14 protein-coding genes are annotated in these 15,090 nt (G+C 40.2%); 8 read left to right on the top strand and 6 right to left on the bottom strand.

The window, feature by feature from the left end; all coding sequences use genetic code 11:
* Positions 1-14: 14 nt before the first annotated feature.
* Positions 15-1,499: a glutamate--tRNA ligase gene (gene gltX, locus PSM_RS11865; protein WP_013465713.1), complete on the top strand. Its 1,485-nt coding sequence runs from the start codon at positions 15-17 to the stop codon at positions 1,497-1,499.
* Positions 1,500-1,556: 57 nt separating this feature from the next.
* On the opposite strand, the gene PSM_RS11860 is transcribed toward gltX, so the two are convergent.
* The gene (locus tag PSM_RS11860) at positions 1,557-2,408 is read right to left on the bottom strand and encodes a CPBP family intramembrane glutamic endopeptidase (RefSeq protein ID WP_013465712.1); all 852 of its coding nucleotides are present in this window, start codon (positions 2,406-2,408) and stop codon (positions 1,557-1,559) included.
* 87 nt (positions 2,409-2,495) lie between these two features.
* On the bottom strand, positions 2,496-2,891 hold the full coding sequence (locus PSM_RS11855; protein ID WP_013465711.1) for a hypothetical protein: 396 nt from the start codon (positions 2,889-2,891) through the stop codon (positions 2,496-2,498).
* A gap of 156 nt (positions 2,892-3,047) precedes the next feature.
* Here PSM_RS11855 and PSM_RS11850 point away from each other — a divergent pair, with 156 nt between their 5' ends.
* The 4 genes from PSM_RS11850 (at position 3,048) to PSM_RS11835 (ending at position 6,606) form a co-directional block, all read left to right on the top strand.
* Complete coding sequence (locus PSM_RS11850; RefSeq protein WP_013465710.1) at positions 3,048-3,752, top strand: DUF3581 domain-containing protein; 705 nt, start codon at positions 3,048-3,050, stop codon at positions 3,750-3,752.
* A gap of 91 nt (positions 3,753-3,843) precedes the next feature.
* Positions 3,844-5,091: a DEAD/DEAH box helicase gene (locus PSM_RS11845; RefSeq protein ID WP_010387679.1), complete on the top strand. Its 1,248-nt coding sequence runs from the start codon at positions 3,844-3,846 to the stop codon at positions 5,089-5,091.
* Between the two features lie 200 nt (positions 5,092-5,291).
* Positions 5,292-5,654 carry a hypothetical protein gene (locus PSM_RS11840; RefSeq protein ID WP_236613516.1) on the top strand — a complete coding sequence of 121 codons (363 nt, stop codon included), beginning with the start codon at positions 5,292-5,294 and terminating at the stop codon, positions 5,652-5,654.
* Between the two features lie 406 nt (positions 5,655-6,060).
* Positions 6,061-6,606: a hypothetical protein gene (locus tag PSM_RS11835; RefSeq protein ID WP_013465708.1), complete on the top strand. Its 546-nt coding sequence runs from the start codon at positions 6,061-6,063 to the stop codon at positions 6,604-6,606.
* Positions 6,607-6,924: 318 nt separating this feature from the next.
* Here the strand turns inward: PSM_RS11835 and PSM_RS11830 are convergent, their stop codons facing one another.
* The gene (locus PSM_RS11830) at positions 6,925-7,881 is read right to left on the bottom strand and encodes a methylenetetrahydrofolate reductase (protein WP_010387688.1); all 957 of its coding nucleotides are present in this window, start codon (positions 7,879-7,881) and stop codon (positions 6,925-6,927) included.
* A gap of 249 nt (positions 7,882-8,130) precedes the next feature.
* On the opposite strand from PSM_RS11830, the gene PSM_RS11825 reads away from it, so the two are divergent.
* Positions 8,131-11,013, top strand: coding sequence for a M16 family metallopeptidase (locus tag PSM_RS11825; RefSeq protein ID WP_013465707.1), 2,883 nt, complete (start codon positions 8,131-8,133; stop codon positions 11,011-11,013).
* Between the two features lie 75 nt (positions 11,014-11,088).
* Here PSM_RS11825 and PSM_RS11820 read toward each other — a convergent pair whose 3' ends face one another.
* Both PSM_RS11820 and PSM_RS11815 read right to left on the bottom strand, forming a co-directional pair.
* Positions 11,089-11,403, bottom strand: coding sequence for a helix-turn-helix transcriptional regulator (locus PSM_RS11820; RefSeq protein ID WP_013465706.1), 315 nt, complete (start codon positions 11,401-11,403; stop codon positions 11,089-11,091).
* Between the two features lies 1 nt (position 11,404).
* Positions 11,405-11,812 carry a hypothetical protein gene (locus tag PSM_RS11815; RefSeq protein WP_013465705.1) on the bottom strand — a complete coding sequence of 136 codons (408 nt, stop codon included), beginning with the start codon at positions 11,810-11,812 and terminating at the stop codon, positions 11,405-11,407.
* 326 nt (positions 11,813-12,138) lie between these two features.
* Here PSM_RS11815 and cysE point away from each other — a divergent pair, with 326 nt between their 5' ends.
* Positions 12,139-12,957: a serine O-acetyltransferase gene (cysE, locus tag PSM_RS11810; RefSeq protein WP_010387694.1), complete on the top strand. Its 819-nt coding sequence runs from the start codon at positions 12,139-12,141 to the stop codon at positions 12,955-12,957.
* Between the two features lie 17 nt (positions 12,958-12,974).
* Positions 12,975-13,619, top strand: a complete 645-nt coding sequence (locus PSM_RS11805; protein ID WP_036953494.1) for a hypothetical protein — start codon at positions 12,975-12,977, stop codon at positions 13,617-13,619.
* Positions 13,620-13,634: 15 nt separating this feature from the next.
* Here PSM_RS11805 and xseA read toward each other — a convergent pair whose 3' ends face one another.
* The gene (gene xseA, locus PSM_RS11800; protein ID WP_013465703.1) at positions 13,635-14,969 is read right to left on the bottom strand and encodes an exodeoxyribonuclease VII large subunit; all 1,335 of its coding nucleotides are present in this window, start codon (positions 14,967-14,969) and stop codon (positions 13,635-13,637) included.
* Positions 14,970-15,090 lie beyond the last annotated feature (121 nt).

Below are 15,090 nucleotides of genomic sequence, written 5' to 3'. Positions count from 1 at the left end.
AAAGAGACATTACCATGACAATTCGTACCCGTGTTGCTCCGTCGCCAACTGGTGACCCGCATCTTGGCACCGCTTACATTGCCTTATTTAATTACTGTTTTGCTAAACAGCAAGGCGGTGAATTTGTACTTCGTATTGAAGATACTGACCAAGTTCGCAGCACACCTGAATCTGAACAAGCTATCATGGATAGCTTACGCTGGTTAGGCCTTGAGTGGGATCATGGTCCTGATGTAGGTGGTGAGTTTGGTCCATACCGTCAATCTGAGCGCAGTGATTTATATAAAAAATACGCCCATCAGTTAGTTGAAGACGGCAAAGCATTTTATTGTTTCGCAACCAGCGAAGAGCTGGACCAAATGCGTGAAGAACAAATGGCCGAAGGTCTGCGTCCTAAATACGATGGTCGTGGCTTAAACCATAGCGAAGACGAAATTAAAGCAAACTTAGCAGCGGGTAAACCGTACGTTATTCGTATGAAAATCCCAAGCGAAGGCACGTTTAAATTTAACGACTACCTACGCGGTGAAATTGAGATCCCGTGGGAAAACGTTGACATGCAAGTGCTATTAAAAGCGGATGGTTTTCCAACGTACTTTTTAGCTAACGTGGTGGATGATCACCATATGCAAATTAGCCACATTTTCCGTGGTGAAGAGTGGATAAACTCAGCGCCTAAGCTATTAAAACTTTATGAAGATTTTGGTTGGGAAGCACCCGTACTAGGTCACTTACCATTATTGCGTAATCCAGATAAATCAAAGCTGTCTAAGCGTAAAAACCCAACGTCTATTAATTACTATAAAGAAATGGGTTACCTACCAGAAGCGGTACTTAACTACTTAGGCCGTATGGGTTGGTCAATGCCTGATGAGCGTGAAAAGTTCACCCTTAATGAGATGATTGAGCACTTTGACATGAAGCGTGTATCGCTTGGTGGCCCAGTATTCGACGTAGACAAGTTAAGCTGGTTAAACGGTATGTGGATCCGCGAAAACCTAACTGATGCAGAGCTAATGCAGCGTTTTGTTGACTGGAAATTTAATGGCGACATGCTGGCTAAAGTATTACCAGAAGCTAAAACGCGTATAAATACGCTCTCTGACATGGTTGATTTAGCAGGGCACTTTGTAGGCGGTATCCCGACTTACGATCCAGCGCTATTAACAGCCGGTAAAGCTGATGAAGATGTTATTCGCCAAGCATTACAATTTTTTGTATGGCAGCTAGAAGGCTTACGTAGTTTTGAAAAACCAGCTATTTTTGCAATTGCAAAAGAAGTCGCTACCTTCCACGAGCTTAAAATTAAAGACTTCTTAGAGCCTATATTTGTGGCTATTACCGGCAAAACATCGTCTACCTCGGTATTAGATGCAATGGAGATTTTAGGATCAGATCTATCGCGTGCACGTTTACGTGTCGCGCTTGCCCATTTAGGTATTTCTAAAAAGCAGGCTAAAAAGATAGAACGCGCATACCGCGATTACCCAAGTGCGTAATCGCGTATACAGATTCAAAAGCCGCTTAATTTAAGCGGCTTTTTTGTGCCTGTAATTCTAAGATGGAGTTGCCAGCATAGGGTAAGTAAATAAGAAAAAATGAAACACATTAACGAGCCAATGACATAAAATGGCCCATTCTAATCGGCTAGTTTTATAGTAAATATAGCCATAACCAAAACCTGCAACGGCCGCCACGAGCATATAATGAGTACCCGCTGAAAAGTGTGCCAGTGAAAATACACAAGTACTGATAGCCGGTGCGAGCAGTGCAAACCTGCTCGGGGTTATTAGTTTTGAAAGCTTAGTTTGTATCACTCCCCTAAATAATGCCTCTTCTGCAACGCAGGTAAAAAGTAGGTTGATAGCTATAAATAACAACCAAAATTCAGGTACTTTTGGCGCAAATTCAACAAGGTTTAACGTTAAAGCAGTTATGAGCGCCGCTAAAATAGTAATAACTATAATTAAAGCAGGGTAGCCGATAGTTACTGGCTTTGCCGTTTTATTTTTTTCAAAAACATAAGCGGCCAGTATTAAACCCGCTAATGCTTTATCAAAATTAGCATACAAGGTAAATGCAATTGCGTTACTGGTGATTTGTTCATTAACAACAATAGGCAGGTTATTAAAACCCGCAAACCAATGTAAGGCCAACCCGAGTGAGGCTGTTATAAATAAAGACGTTAGAACATTACGTTTTAACGCTGAGGTTGCCAATAGCGTAAAGTGAAACAATCCCACATAAACAGCTATAACAGCAACCGCGTTTAAATTTATATATTCTTGATAATAGGCGCTAATAATACTTAGCAGCAATAAGTATCGCCATAATGGTTGGCGAAATACAGAGAGTTTACACTGCGGGAAAACACATAAAATAGCGGCAGCTAAAAAGTAAAAAGTCATTGGCAAATACTGCTTGTTGTTTGATAGGGGAAATGAGAGAAAACGAATCACATAGCGTTATAGTCTCAATTAGATAATTTTGAGCTATTAATAATTATAGGCTTGTCCGGTACAAGTAACGGCTAAATCACAATTGTAGCGGGATACTGATTGGCATTGCTCCAGTGTAAATGCATTGCCACCTAAATAAAGCACATCGTTTTTAAGGGATTCTATGGCTTGTGATTTCAAACGGTTATAGCTAATTGAGGATGTTCGCATATCATCTGATACATCGCAGCTTTCGCCTTTTATTCCACCAAGGGGGCTTGCACCTCTATCGAGAGCGTCCTGAACACTGTAAAATTGCTCTAGACCACGTTTTTTAATGTGGCTTGAAACGTGTTCTGATAAAACCTCGTCGTCGATATTGGTTGTGTAAGTAATGTTATTACAGCCAGTTAATAATGAAACCGCGCATATTAATAAAGAAAAATACTTCATTAGTTAATCCCTTAAACTCGTATTTGCCTAATTTACTTAGTTAATTAGCGAGTTGCAAATTATCATTTTTCGCCTTTATTAAACAGATTCGACCTCTCAAGATTTTTTTTCTGGTAGTATAGCTAGGTTATAAGCAGTTTAAGCAGTGAACACACTATGTTAAGTCCTTACTATCAGCAGCATGCTGATTATGTTTCAATTTCTCGTGAGCAAGGTTGTCGCTTTGCTAAATGTGTAGCCGACGACTACAACCCGCTTCATGATAAAGACGCTAAAAAGTTTTGCGCACCAGGAGACTTACTTTTTTCTCTAGTGTTAGACCGCTATGGCATTAGTGAGCGAATGGAGTTTACCTTTGCCGGTATGGTTGATGAAAATACCAAACTAAATTTTCCAGAACAACCTGGAGAAGAGTTTGATGTAAACCATGGCGAAAAAGTAATTTTAAAGGTTAAACGCGACGGTAAAACCAGTAAATGCCCAACACTTACAAACAGTTTAATAAAAAATTATGTTGAGTTCTCAGGTGCTGCGTTCCCGCATGTAATTATTCCTTTAATGGGCAAGCAAGAGGTAATGATAAACCCTGCGCGTCCTATGATTATTTATGAATCAATGATCATTAACCTTAATAACATTGATATTAAATCACCGACCCTAGAGTTTGCACAGCCTAGCTTTGAATACGCTGGTAAACGCGGCAAAATAACCTTGCGCTTTAATTTACTCGAAAACGGCGAAAAGGTGGGTTTTGGTGAAAAACACATGGTGGTATCGGGTATTCGTGAATACTGTCAAAGCACCGTAGATGATTTAATTGCATTTTATAATGAGCGTAAAGCCACATTAAAACCGGCTTAAATACTTCATTTTACTTAGGCGCTATTTAGCGCCTTTTTTATTACTAAAGCTCAGGTATAATAGCGTTCTTTGTTATTTTAAAGCCAAGCTTATGTCTGCCACATCGTTCTCATCACTAGCCCTAGACCCGTTACTATTAACGGCAATAGAGCAAAATAATTACACTACGCCTACCGCCATTCAGCACAAAACGATACCGCCAATTTTAGCGGGCAAAGACGTTATGGGCAGCGCTCAAACTGGTACTGGTAAAACAGCCGCTTTTGTTTTGCCGCTATTACATAAGCTTTTAAATACCACTAAAAAAGACGAACCAGGCATTGCTCGTGTGGTTATTTTAACGCCCACTAGAGAGCTTGCTCAGCAAGTATTCGCTAGTTTTGAAAAATACGCACAAGGTACAGATATAAAAGGTGCACTTGCTTATGGTGGCGCAAGCATTGGCCCACAAATCAAAGCACTTAAAACAGCGCAAGTAATAGTGGCAACGCCAGGGCGCTTGCTTGATCATATAGTGAAGGGCAGTGTGGTGCTTTCAAGCGTGGACTCTTTGGTATTTGATGAAGCAGACCGTATGCTTGATATGGGTTTTATTGACGAAATTAGACGAATACTGCGTCATATCCCAGGCGATCGTCAAACCTTACTGTTTTCCGCCACCTTTGATGACAGTGTATTTGAGCTAAGTAAAAAATTGCTCAAAGACCCTGAACTTATTGAAGTCGATAAGCGCAACTCTGCTGCTGTAGAGGTTGAACAAGTTATTTACGCAGTAGATGAAGACAGAAAGCGCGAACTGGTATCGCACATGATTGGCATGAAAAACTGGCGCCAAGTGCTTATATTCACCCGCACAAAACAAATGGCCGATAAACTTGCTAAAGAAATGTGTAAAGATGGTTTAAAAACCGAATCTATTCATGGTGATAAATCACAAGGTGCTCGCGACCGAGCTCTCCATAACTTCAAAGAGGGCAGTACACGTGTTTTAGTAGCCACTGATGTAGCTGCGCGCGGTTTAGACATACCGGCACTTAAATACGTAATTAACTTTGAATTGCCATACATAGCTGAAGACTATGTGCATCGTATTGGCCGTACAGGACGAGCTGGCGAGCAAGGCCTTGCAATGTCATTAGTGAGCTTAGATGAGCAATGGCTGCTTGAAGAAATTGAAGTACTGCTGGATACGCGTTTAGCACCACAGTGGCTTGAAGGTTATGAACCTGATTTAAATAAGCCACCTAAAGATAACCGCAAAAACACCAACAAAGCGCGTAAAGATCGCGATAAAAAACGTATTACAGGGCAAAGAGCGCCAAATAGAAGACGTAAATAAAAGCGTTCAGTTTTTAGCTATCAGTTGTCAGTAAAAAAGAGCCCAACACGGCGTTAAATTTAGCGCCGTGGTTTGCTGCATCTTCTTAATTCACTACCTCTCCCTGTTAGTTCTTTTTAGCACGCAGCTTAAGTGTTAAGTCATTGTATTGTTTACATGTAATCAATAAAGTGTAATTATTTTGTCGAGAATGAAATCAGGTGATTGAAGCGAAAAATATAAAAAAGGAAGTGAAATTGGATTATCTCAATTGGTTGAAAAAGGAATACGCTGAGCTAGGTAATGTGTCAGACGAAACTATTAATGCTCATATAAACTCAGCCAAAATGGACTCTCAGCTATTTAGGGAGTTTATCAAAGTCTTAGGATTTTTAATTTTTGTGGTTCCATTCAATTTGTATCTGTCTATTTCAGAGATAGTCACGTTTAATAGTGCTTACTATTGGCTTATTGTGATCTTTTCGAGTTTTATTGGGGTTTTTGTTGCATTGTATTGCGAACAAACCTTAATTAAGAAACAGCTAAAAAAAACAATCCGCGATAAACACAGTAATAAAATATAAATTTAAAAAGAAATTGACCAGCGAATTACATTATAAAAATAAAAAGGCAAGCCATATAGGTGTAGTAGCTCATATCTGATCTTACAGCTGAGGAGAATTAGTTTAGACTTCACCTGACAAGCTGCTATGAGCGAAAAGCGGTCATTGATACTGGCCAAATATCGTCGTTAATAGATTGGTTAAACTGCTCTTTGCGCATATATTCATGAAAATGAGCGCTGCGCGCATATTGGTTAATTTAACTTTACCTAAAAACTTTAGAAAACTTTAGAAAACTTTGCGATAGTAATACCTTAGGTAATTTGTTAAAACTATATAATGTAGAAAAATGAGCGTAGCGTCGGCAGAAATATGCGCGACGAGCGCACTATTAAATTGTTAAGCCTAAAAATATAGAGGAATAGTTTTGCCGAAAGAATGGATTGATGTGGCTGATACAGCCGTAAAAATTGGCTTAGGCTCATTAATTACAGGAGTTTTCACCTACCTAGGTGTGAAGTTTTCGCACAAATCAGAGCAAAGTAAATATCTGCTAGAGCACAAAGTTAAAGTTATAGAACAAATTGCTTCAGAAGCAGGAGAATATTTCGCTGCATGGAATGGTGTTATATCTAAGATTGGCGGCATAACGAAGAAGATGGATTTTGACATGGAAAATGTTGACCTTAGTGCGAACCAATTGAAATGGGTTAAAGAGAGAGATAAAGCCCTTGTTGATTCTTGGTCAGCTAGACAATCTGTTCAGTCAAAATTAAGGTTATTAAAGGCTGAAAATGCTGTAGGAAAATTTAAAGAGTGTATATCTCTGGAAACTCAACTCAGAGATATGATGTTTTTTGATAAAGATTATCCGAATTACAATCAGCTTACTAAGTACCGTAAAGAAGCTAGAACAGCCCAAAGAAAATTTCAAGAAGAGTTAGCCGAAACTTATGAGAATATACCGGCTTAACAAGGCGCTGTTATCGGACTGGTTATCCGCTGCGCTCCAAACCAGCCGCAAAGCGCGGCGTTACCACTGTCTGCAAATGGCACAAATGCGACTGTTAGATTTGATAAAGTCCTACAGTTCAAACCTCACAGATCAAGTTAGTACTTATGAAAATAAACGAAGCTAACTACTTGAACTGGCTTATTTTATTTCGATTATCATTGTTGCCCGAACCCCGAACCCCGAACCCCGAACCCCGAACCCCGAACCCCGAACCCCGAACCCCGAACCCCGAACCCCGAACCCCGAACCCCGAACCCCGAACCCCGAACCCCGCAATTAAGCTATTAGTTTCTCCGCAAGGTTGAGTTCCATTGTTGCTTTTAATAAACGGTATAAGTTAATTGACGCGTCAATTTCTTCTTTACGGTTGGTTAAGCTTTCAATATTTAAGCCCAGTGGTACACCTAAGTGCGCACAGCTTTTTAAAATTGAGTCGAGATTTTCACGACAAATACGTACCGATTCGCTTAATGTATTTTCCGAATCAAGCATGCGCCATTTAGTTGCCTCTGGCACTGAGATACCTAGCCACTGCATAAACTCCAATGTTTTTTCACCACCACAAGGCGTAAAGGTTAATATAATCCGATTAGGTGTCAGGCCTTGTGCTTTGCATGTGCGCGCATAACTGGTTATTAAATCTATGGTTGCTTGTGCATTGTAAACGGCTTGAGAGATAAAAAACTGGCACCCTTGTGCTGTTTTTTCTATTAAGCGTTGGTGCTCATTACGCTTATTGGCATGGCGCTCAGCAATGGTTACACCACCTAAAAAGAAGTCTTCTGACTGCTCTGCCAGAGTTTTGTAGGCATTCGGTAAGCTTAGCTTTATATCACCCGCTGATGATGGGCTGCCCACTAACACCACGTTTTTTAAATCGTAGTCATTTTTAGTTTCATCTAACCACGCTTTAAACTCACTCACACCGCGCTGAGCTACACTTTTATAAGTAATTACATCAAGATCAGATAAGCCTCGTAAGAGTTGACTGTACTCGCGCGGATCAACTGTTTGCTTAAATGCAAATGGACGCGCTTGCTCTGTACGGCTGCTTTCATCTTGAATGTCATAAATAATTACGCCGTCATATTCAATTTCGTGTAAACGGCCTAATAACTTTTCGGCAATGATTTTTAATTGCGCTTTATCAGTCCCAATTTTTGGCGGTGTTGTGCCAATTAGGTAAACACCTTGGTTGGTGTCCTGTATTTTTTCTTGAAGTGATAAAGCCATAATCCTCATTCCAGCTTAATTTGTGATGATGGATTTAATATAGCAGCCATTTAGACGTCTAGATAGATTTATTTATTGAAAGTTTCTCAACTAACGTGAATTATTTTCATAGTTAAACCAAGTTACCAGCAATAACTGACACAGTTGTTTACATAATTAATAGGCTTAGGGCTCTTATATTTAATTACTTTACGGCATACTTAGTTTGGTAAATGTTTTAAAAATTGCTCAATTTAAAAAGGGATAACAATGAAATTTAAATTATTGGCAACTAGCCTAGCGGTATCGCTGGCCTTAACAGGTTGTGCTATGCAGCAAAGTCAAAACACGCAAACAGCAGCTCAACAAGAACAAGTTAATAAAGCAGATGAGCGTGTTTTTTCACAAGATTACCTAATAGAAGAGCTAGATAACGGCCTACGTGTGATGGTAGTTAAAACCGATTACCCAGATGTAGTATCGCTACAAATACCTGTATCTGTAGGCTCGCGTAATGAAGTGGAAGCAGGTAAAACTGGTTTTGCTCACTTTTTTGAACACATGATGTTTAAAGGCTCTGAAAAGTTTCCGCAAGATGTGTATTCAGATATTCTAAAAAATTCAGGGGTTGATAACCGCGCCTACACAACTAACGATTACACTAACTACCACTTAAATTTTTCAAAGCAACATCTTGATAAAGTACTTGAGATTGAAGCTGATATTTTTCAAAACCTAAGCTACACCGAAGAGCAATTTAGAACCGAAGCGCTAACGGTTAAAGGCGAGTACTTAAAAAATAACGCCAGTCCAATTCGTAAATTATTAAGTGCGGTACGCCAAGAAGCGTTCGAAAAACATACCTATAAACACACTACAATGGGCTTTTTTGAAGACATTGAAGCCATGCCAGATCAAATGGCCTACGGTAAAGAGTTTTTTGATAAGTTTTATAAGCCTGAATATGTATCGCTTGTGATTGTTGGTGATGTTGAGCCAAAAGAGACCATGGCGATGGTTAAAAAACACTGGGGTAATTGGCAAAAAGGCGACTATGTTGCTGATATTCCAAAAGAGCCAACTCAACAAGCGCCAAAATATGTGCATGAGCAAAACGAAGGACTACCTGGTCACTGGTTACTTGTGTCGTATAAAGGCGCTGCATGGGAGCCTCAGAAAAAAGACAGAGCCGCATTAGATTTACTATCGCAGCTTTATTTTTCTAGTAATTCAGATATTTACCAAGAGCTGGTAGTAGAAAAGCAAATAGCGAGTCAAATGTTTACCTATAACCCAGAGACTAAAGATCCAGGGTTACTGCATGTATTTGTAAAAGTTGAAAATGCCGATGATTTAGCCACAGTGCGTGATGCTATAAACCGTACGTATGCCAAAGCGCGTACCGAGTTGGTTGATAGCCAAAAACTCAGTGATTTAAAGTCTAATCTTAAATACAGCTTTATAAATGGTTTAGATTCATCGCAAGCAATTGCCTCTACACTTGCCAGCTATATGCATTTTGAGCGCGATCCTGAGGTGATTAATCAGTTGTATAAATCGGCAGACAATATCACTAGCGAAGATATTAGAGCCGTTGCAAATAAGTATTTTGTTGATAATGCGCGCACCACAATTACTATGTCGGCACTTGATAAAGCCCCTGGTTTTGAACAAGAAAGCGATTTAAATGCATTGGTAGCAAAATATCAGCAAGTACCGAGTAAGCCAATCTTTAAAGTACTTGATAAAACTAATAGCTCGCCGTTAATCGATATTAACTTATTATTTAATACCGGTGCCGCTGCCGATCCGCAGGGTAAAAAAGGCGTAGCGGCTTTAACTGCCGCAATGCTAGCGCAAGGTGGCTCAACCTCAATGAGTTACAAAGATATTAAAAAGGCAATGTACCCGCTGGCGGGTAGTTTTGGTTATCAAATAGATAAAGAAATGCTGTCGTTTCAAGGGCGTATCCATAAAGATAATGCAGCTCAGTGGTATGCTTTAGTGAGTGAGCAGCTGTTAAGCCCAGGCTTTAGAGAAGATGACTTTAAACGTCTGAAAAAAGAAATGATCGATGGCATTAAGTCTGGTTTAAAAGCTTCTAACGACGAAGAGTTGGGTAAAGAAGTGCTCTACAGTGTGCTTTATAAAGGCCACCCTTATGAAAGCTATAACTACGGTGATTTATCTGATTTAGAAGCGCTGACCCTTGATGATGTTAAAGCGTTTTATAATGCTGAACTTACACAAGCTAAACTTACTGTGGGTTTAATTGGTGCAGTGCCTGAAAAACTCAAAGCACAAATGTTAGCTGACTTAGCGACACTCCCTAAAGGCGAACAAAGCCGCTTAACAATCCCTGATGCGCCAGAACTTAAAGGTCATCATGCAACGATTGTTGAAAAGTCAGCGCAATCAACGGCTGTGTCGTTCGGGTTCCCTATTGATACCATTCGTAGCAGCGAAGACTGGACCGCATTGTGGTTAGTGCGCTCGTACTTTGGTGAGCATCGCAGTTCTAACAGTTACTTGTACGAACGTATTCGTCAAACGCGTGGTATGAATTACGGTGATTACGCCTATATTGAATACTTCCCTAGAGGTATGTTTCAAACAAAACCGGATGCAAACTTAGGGCGCTCTGAGCAAATATTCCAAGTGTGGCTGCGTCCACTGCGCTCAAACAACGATGCGCATTTTGCAACCCGTACCGCATTATTTGAGCTAGATAAGCTAATTAAAAATGGTATGACCGAGGCAGATTTTGAAGCCACGCGTAACTTTTTAATTAACTTTGTGCCACAAATGGTTGCTAGTCAAAATCGCCAGTTAGGTTATGCGCTAGATAGCGAGTTTTATAACACCGATAGTTTTGTAAACTACGTCACAAGCAAACTGAAAACATTAAGCGTTGATGATGTAAATCGAGTGATTAAAGACAACCTACAAACTGAGAATATTCACTATGTGTTTGTTACCGGTGATGGTGAAGATATGCAAAAACGTTTAGCAACTATGCAAACCTCGCCTATGGTGTATAACACCGATAAGCCTGCCGAGTTAGTGGCTGAAGATAAGGTAATTGCTGATTATAAACTGGCAATTCCTGCAAAAAATATTGAAGTAGTAAAGGTGGATAAAGTATTTCAATAATTTAAGTTTTTAAGTATTAAAAAATGCCCCTGTGCAGTAAGCATTGGGGCATTTTTATATTTTAGGTTTTAAATACTAGTTACTTACTAAAAGTACTGAGGCTGCACCAAGAGCAAAACTAATAACAGAGCTAATAATCAAACCTGCAATAAAACTTTTAGATGGACTGTTATTGGCATCATTTTGGTTGTTCTCATCAAGCTTAATAAGCTCACCTTGGCGTACTTCAAATACCGCACATAAGGCCATGGTGGTTTCTTTTGAGGCTGCACCTTCTTTTTCTACTCGTTGAATGGTTCGCAAGCTTACATCGCAGGCATCGGCAAGCTGTTGTTGTGTCCAATCGAATGTGTGCCTAAGCGACTTTACCGTTGTAGGGTTTAATTGCATGTTAAAGTTTTCCTACAATTAGCTCTACGACTGTTGCAGTGGTATAGCCAAATACTGCACCACCTAATGCACAGCCTAGAATAAAAAAAGCCGCTTTTTTAGGATCGCTAGGAAGACTACTTTGAACTTGCTTGGCAAGCACTTCTTGATCTTTGTATAGAGTGCACTCAAGTCGTCCTGTGAGTATATTGAGCATGTCAAATTTCACTTGGTACTGCGAATTTTCAAAATCAAATGTGTGTGAGCTTTTTATATTAACACTGCGTCTACTGCTAACTAAGTCATCGTTAATATAGACTTCTTCTTTACCTGTAAAGTAGCTTCCAAAACAGGCTATTTGGTTATCGCCATCTTGAAAGTAAAATTTATAGCCTAATTTTTTTGTATTTAATATGTCGTTTTTCATCATCGTTATCCTTGTTGAGTTGATGATGCTAATTTAGCGTTTATTATTATTTTTTACGCCGTCAGCAGTACGCCAGTGGCTATTTTGGCACATGACACACGTGCTGTCATATGTTGTTATTTACTGATTTTTATTAACTTATTTTATTTTTGCACAAATGGTTAAACCTGCCTAGCTGTCATATGACATGACTTGAAAAAAGTAATATAAACCTGAAACTTAACTGGTTATATATAATAACCAGAACAAATAACGAAGGGATTAACACCTAGGCGGCTAAATCCGTTAGAATTGGCGGTAGGCTCTTTGTAATAACTTAAGGCAGTATTATGCGTCATGAAATTTGGCAACAGCTTCGTAGTGAAGCAAATGAAGTAGTAACTCGTGAACCCCTTTTAGCGAGCCATGTGTATTCGTGTATTTTAAATCATGAGTGCTTAGGGTCGGCATTGAGTTTTATTGTTGCTAATAAACTAGCTGATGCTGTGGTTTCTGCTTTTACAATCCGTGAGCTGTTTGACCAAGCTTTTGTAAAGTGTGACCGTATGCTGACACATGTTGCTCATGATATTAAAGCGGTAAAAGATCGTGACCCTGCGGCCGAAACCTACCTTACCGTGATTTTAAATTTAAAAGGGTTTCACGCCATACAAGCACACCGTTTAGCAAACTGCTTATGGCAACAAAATCGTAAAGAGCTTGCGCGCTTTATTCAAAGCCGTACCTCAGAGGTGTTTGGGGTTGATATTCACCCTGCCTGTAAAGTAGGCCAAGGCATTATGTTTGACCATGCCACCGGTATTGTTATAGGTGAAACCGCCGTAATTGAAGATAATGTATCTATATTACAATCGGTTACATTAGGTGGTACGGGTAACGAGCAAGGCGATCGCCACCCTAAAATCAGAGCGGGCGTACTTATTGGCGCGGGCGCTAAAGTACTGGGTAACATTGAAGTGGGCGAGGGCGCACGTATTGGCGCAGGTTCAGTGGTATTAAGCCCTGTGCCGCCTCACACAACTGCTGTTGGCGTACCTGCAAAAATTATTGGTCGCCCTGATTGTGAGTGCCCGGCAGAAAGTATGAACCAAAACTTTTTAGAATATCCCGAGCCAGAAAACGAATCGCACACCAGTGCAATGCTTTAATTTTTGAGTACCTAGAAATGATATATAAAAGTAACCTTGTGGCTATGCTGCTCTGTTTTTCTTCAGGCGTGGCGTTAGCAAGTGGTTACTTTTTGTTTTTTAAAGATTCCACTCGTGTTTCCTCAGCGCCCAAACAAGCTGTAATCTCTTCGGCTAACACTCAAGTCAATAATCAGCCAACTACTTTGCAAGGCTTAGTGCAGGTTAATAAAGCCCAAGCGGCTGATCAACAAACTCAGCTAGCACAACATGTGGTTGAGCTTAATCAGCGGCTTGAAAAAAAATCAATCCAGCTTAAGCAATCTCAACAACAGCTAAAGTTAAATCAATTAGAAAGTGTAGAGCTTGATGATGAGCTCGCAATACAGTTTGAGCAAGAGGCTGATAATCTCGAATGGAGTTACGAGCTTGAAGTCGCGTTAACTGACTTTTTAATTATTAATGAGTTTGCAGATAGCGCTGAGCTTACAGCGCTAAAGTGTAAGCAAACAATTTGTAAGTTTGAGCTTACCATAAATCAACATGCCGTTAATTATGGAGCTAAATTATGGCGCGAGCTTAACGATAAGCTTCACCTTGAACCTTGGTGGCAGCAATTTAAACTCAGTGCATCTCAATCTAACGATGCCCGTATTGAGTTTACCGTAAGTACGCAAGGCTAGCGCTTAGCAATATGGCTAAGCTTCTACCTTTGAAATAACCTGGCCATCTACTAACTCAGTGATCAACACATCACCCACTTTTACATCTTCCACTGATTTAACCACTTTATTTTGCGCTGCTTTAGTAATGCTATAACCACGTGCTAGGACATTAAGGGGGCTGACCGAATCAAGCCGACTTGCTTGTAAGGCAAGCGTATTATTTGCGTGTTGTAGTTGCTGCTGCATCGCTTGATTTAGCCTTGCATGGAGCTGTGCTAACTGATGGTTTGCATTTGCTAGCTTTTTATCTGGTGATTGGCGCATTAGTCTGGGTGTTAAATTAGCTAACACGCGTTCTTGTTGATATAAACGCTGACGCATTGCCTGTTGCAGTGCAATACTCAACTCATCTAAGCGTTGTGATTTTTGGTTTAGCTGATTGCGCGGGTGGCATAAATTAAGGCGATGCTGCAATTGTATGGCTAGTGCGCGTTTATCGGCAATGTCGTGTTTAAATGCATTCGCTAAACGATTAATTAACTGATTAACCCTATTATGTAGCTCTTGTGTATTGGGGCTTACGAGCTCTGCGGCTGCAGAAGGGGTTGCGGCGCGAACATCAGCGACATAATCGCTAATTGTGGTATCTATTTCATGGCCAACAGCGCTCACAATGGGCAGCGAGCTTTGATAAATAGCACGAGCAAGTTGTTCATGGTTAAAGCACCATAAATCTTCTAATGAACCACCACCGCGTCCGAGAATGATAACGTCGACTTCATTACGTAAATTTGCCAGCTCTATTTGCTTGATTAAATGGCCATGCGCTTCTTTGCCTTGCACCATCGCAGGGTAAATAACCACTTCTAATTGCGGCGCACGACGCTTTAAAACAGTTAAAATATCTTTGATTGCGGCGCCTGTAGGTGAGGTGATCACCCCTATGCGATTTATGTTTTGGGGCAGGGGCTTTTTATAAGCGGAGCTAAATAAGCCCTCTGCAGCCAAACGCATTTTTAGCGCGTCAAACTCTTGCTTAAGTTGCCCTTCGCCGGCAGGTTCCATATGTTCAACAATAAGCTGGTAGTCACCACGGGGTTCGTACAAAGATACACGTGCTTTAACGGTTACTTGTGCGCCGTTAATTGGTCGGTAACTTTGGTTGCGATTATTGCCTCGCCACATGGCGGCTTTAATTTGCGCTTTATCGTCTTTTAACGAAAAATACCAATGCCCAGAAGCAGGCGCAATAAAGTTAGAAATTTCACCAGTGAGTACTAAAGACGCAAAACCTTGTTCAAGTAAGGCACGTATTTCACGATTAAGGCGAGATACGGTATAAACCGTTTGCGAGGGCTTAGAAAACATAAAAACTACCAAAAAACATTTATAAATCTAGCTTATCATAAATAAATACAAAATATTATTTACTAGTGCCTACAACGCTGTTAAAATTTGGCCGCAATTCCTTATCTTAGATCCACATGTG

It is taken from the genome of Pseudoalteromonas sp. SM9913 (assembly GCF_000184065.1).
GTDB lineage: Bacteria > Pseudomonadota > Gammaproteobacteria > Enterobacterales > Alteromonadaceae > Pseudoalteromonas > Pseudoalteromonas tetraodonis.
The sequence above is the reverse complement of the archived record's forward strand: the minus strand, read 5'-3'. Positions and strand labels throughout refer to the sequence as shown.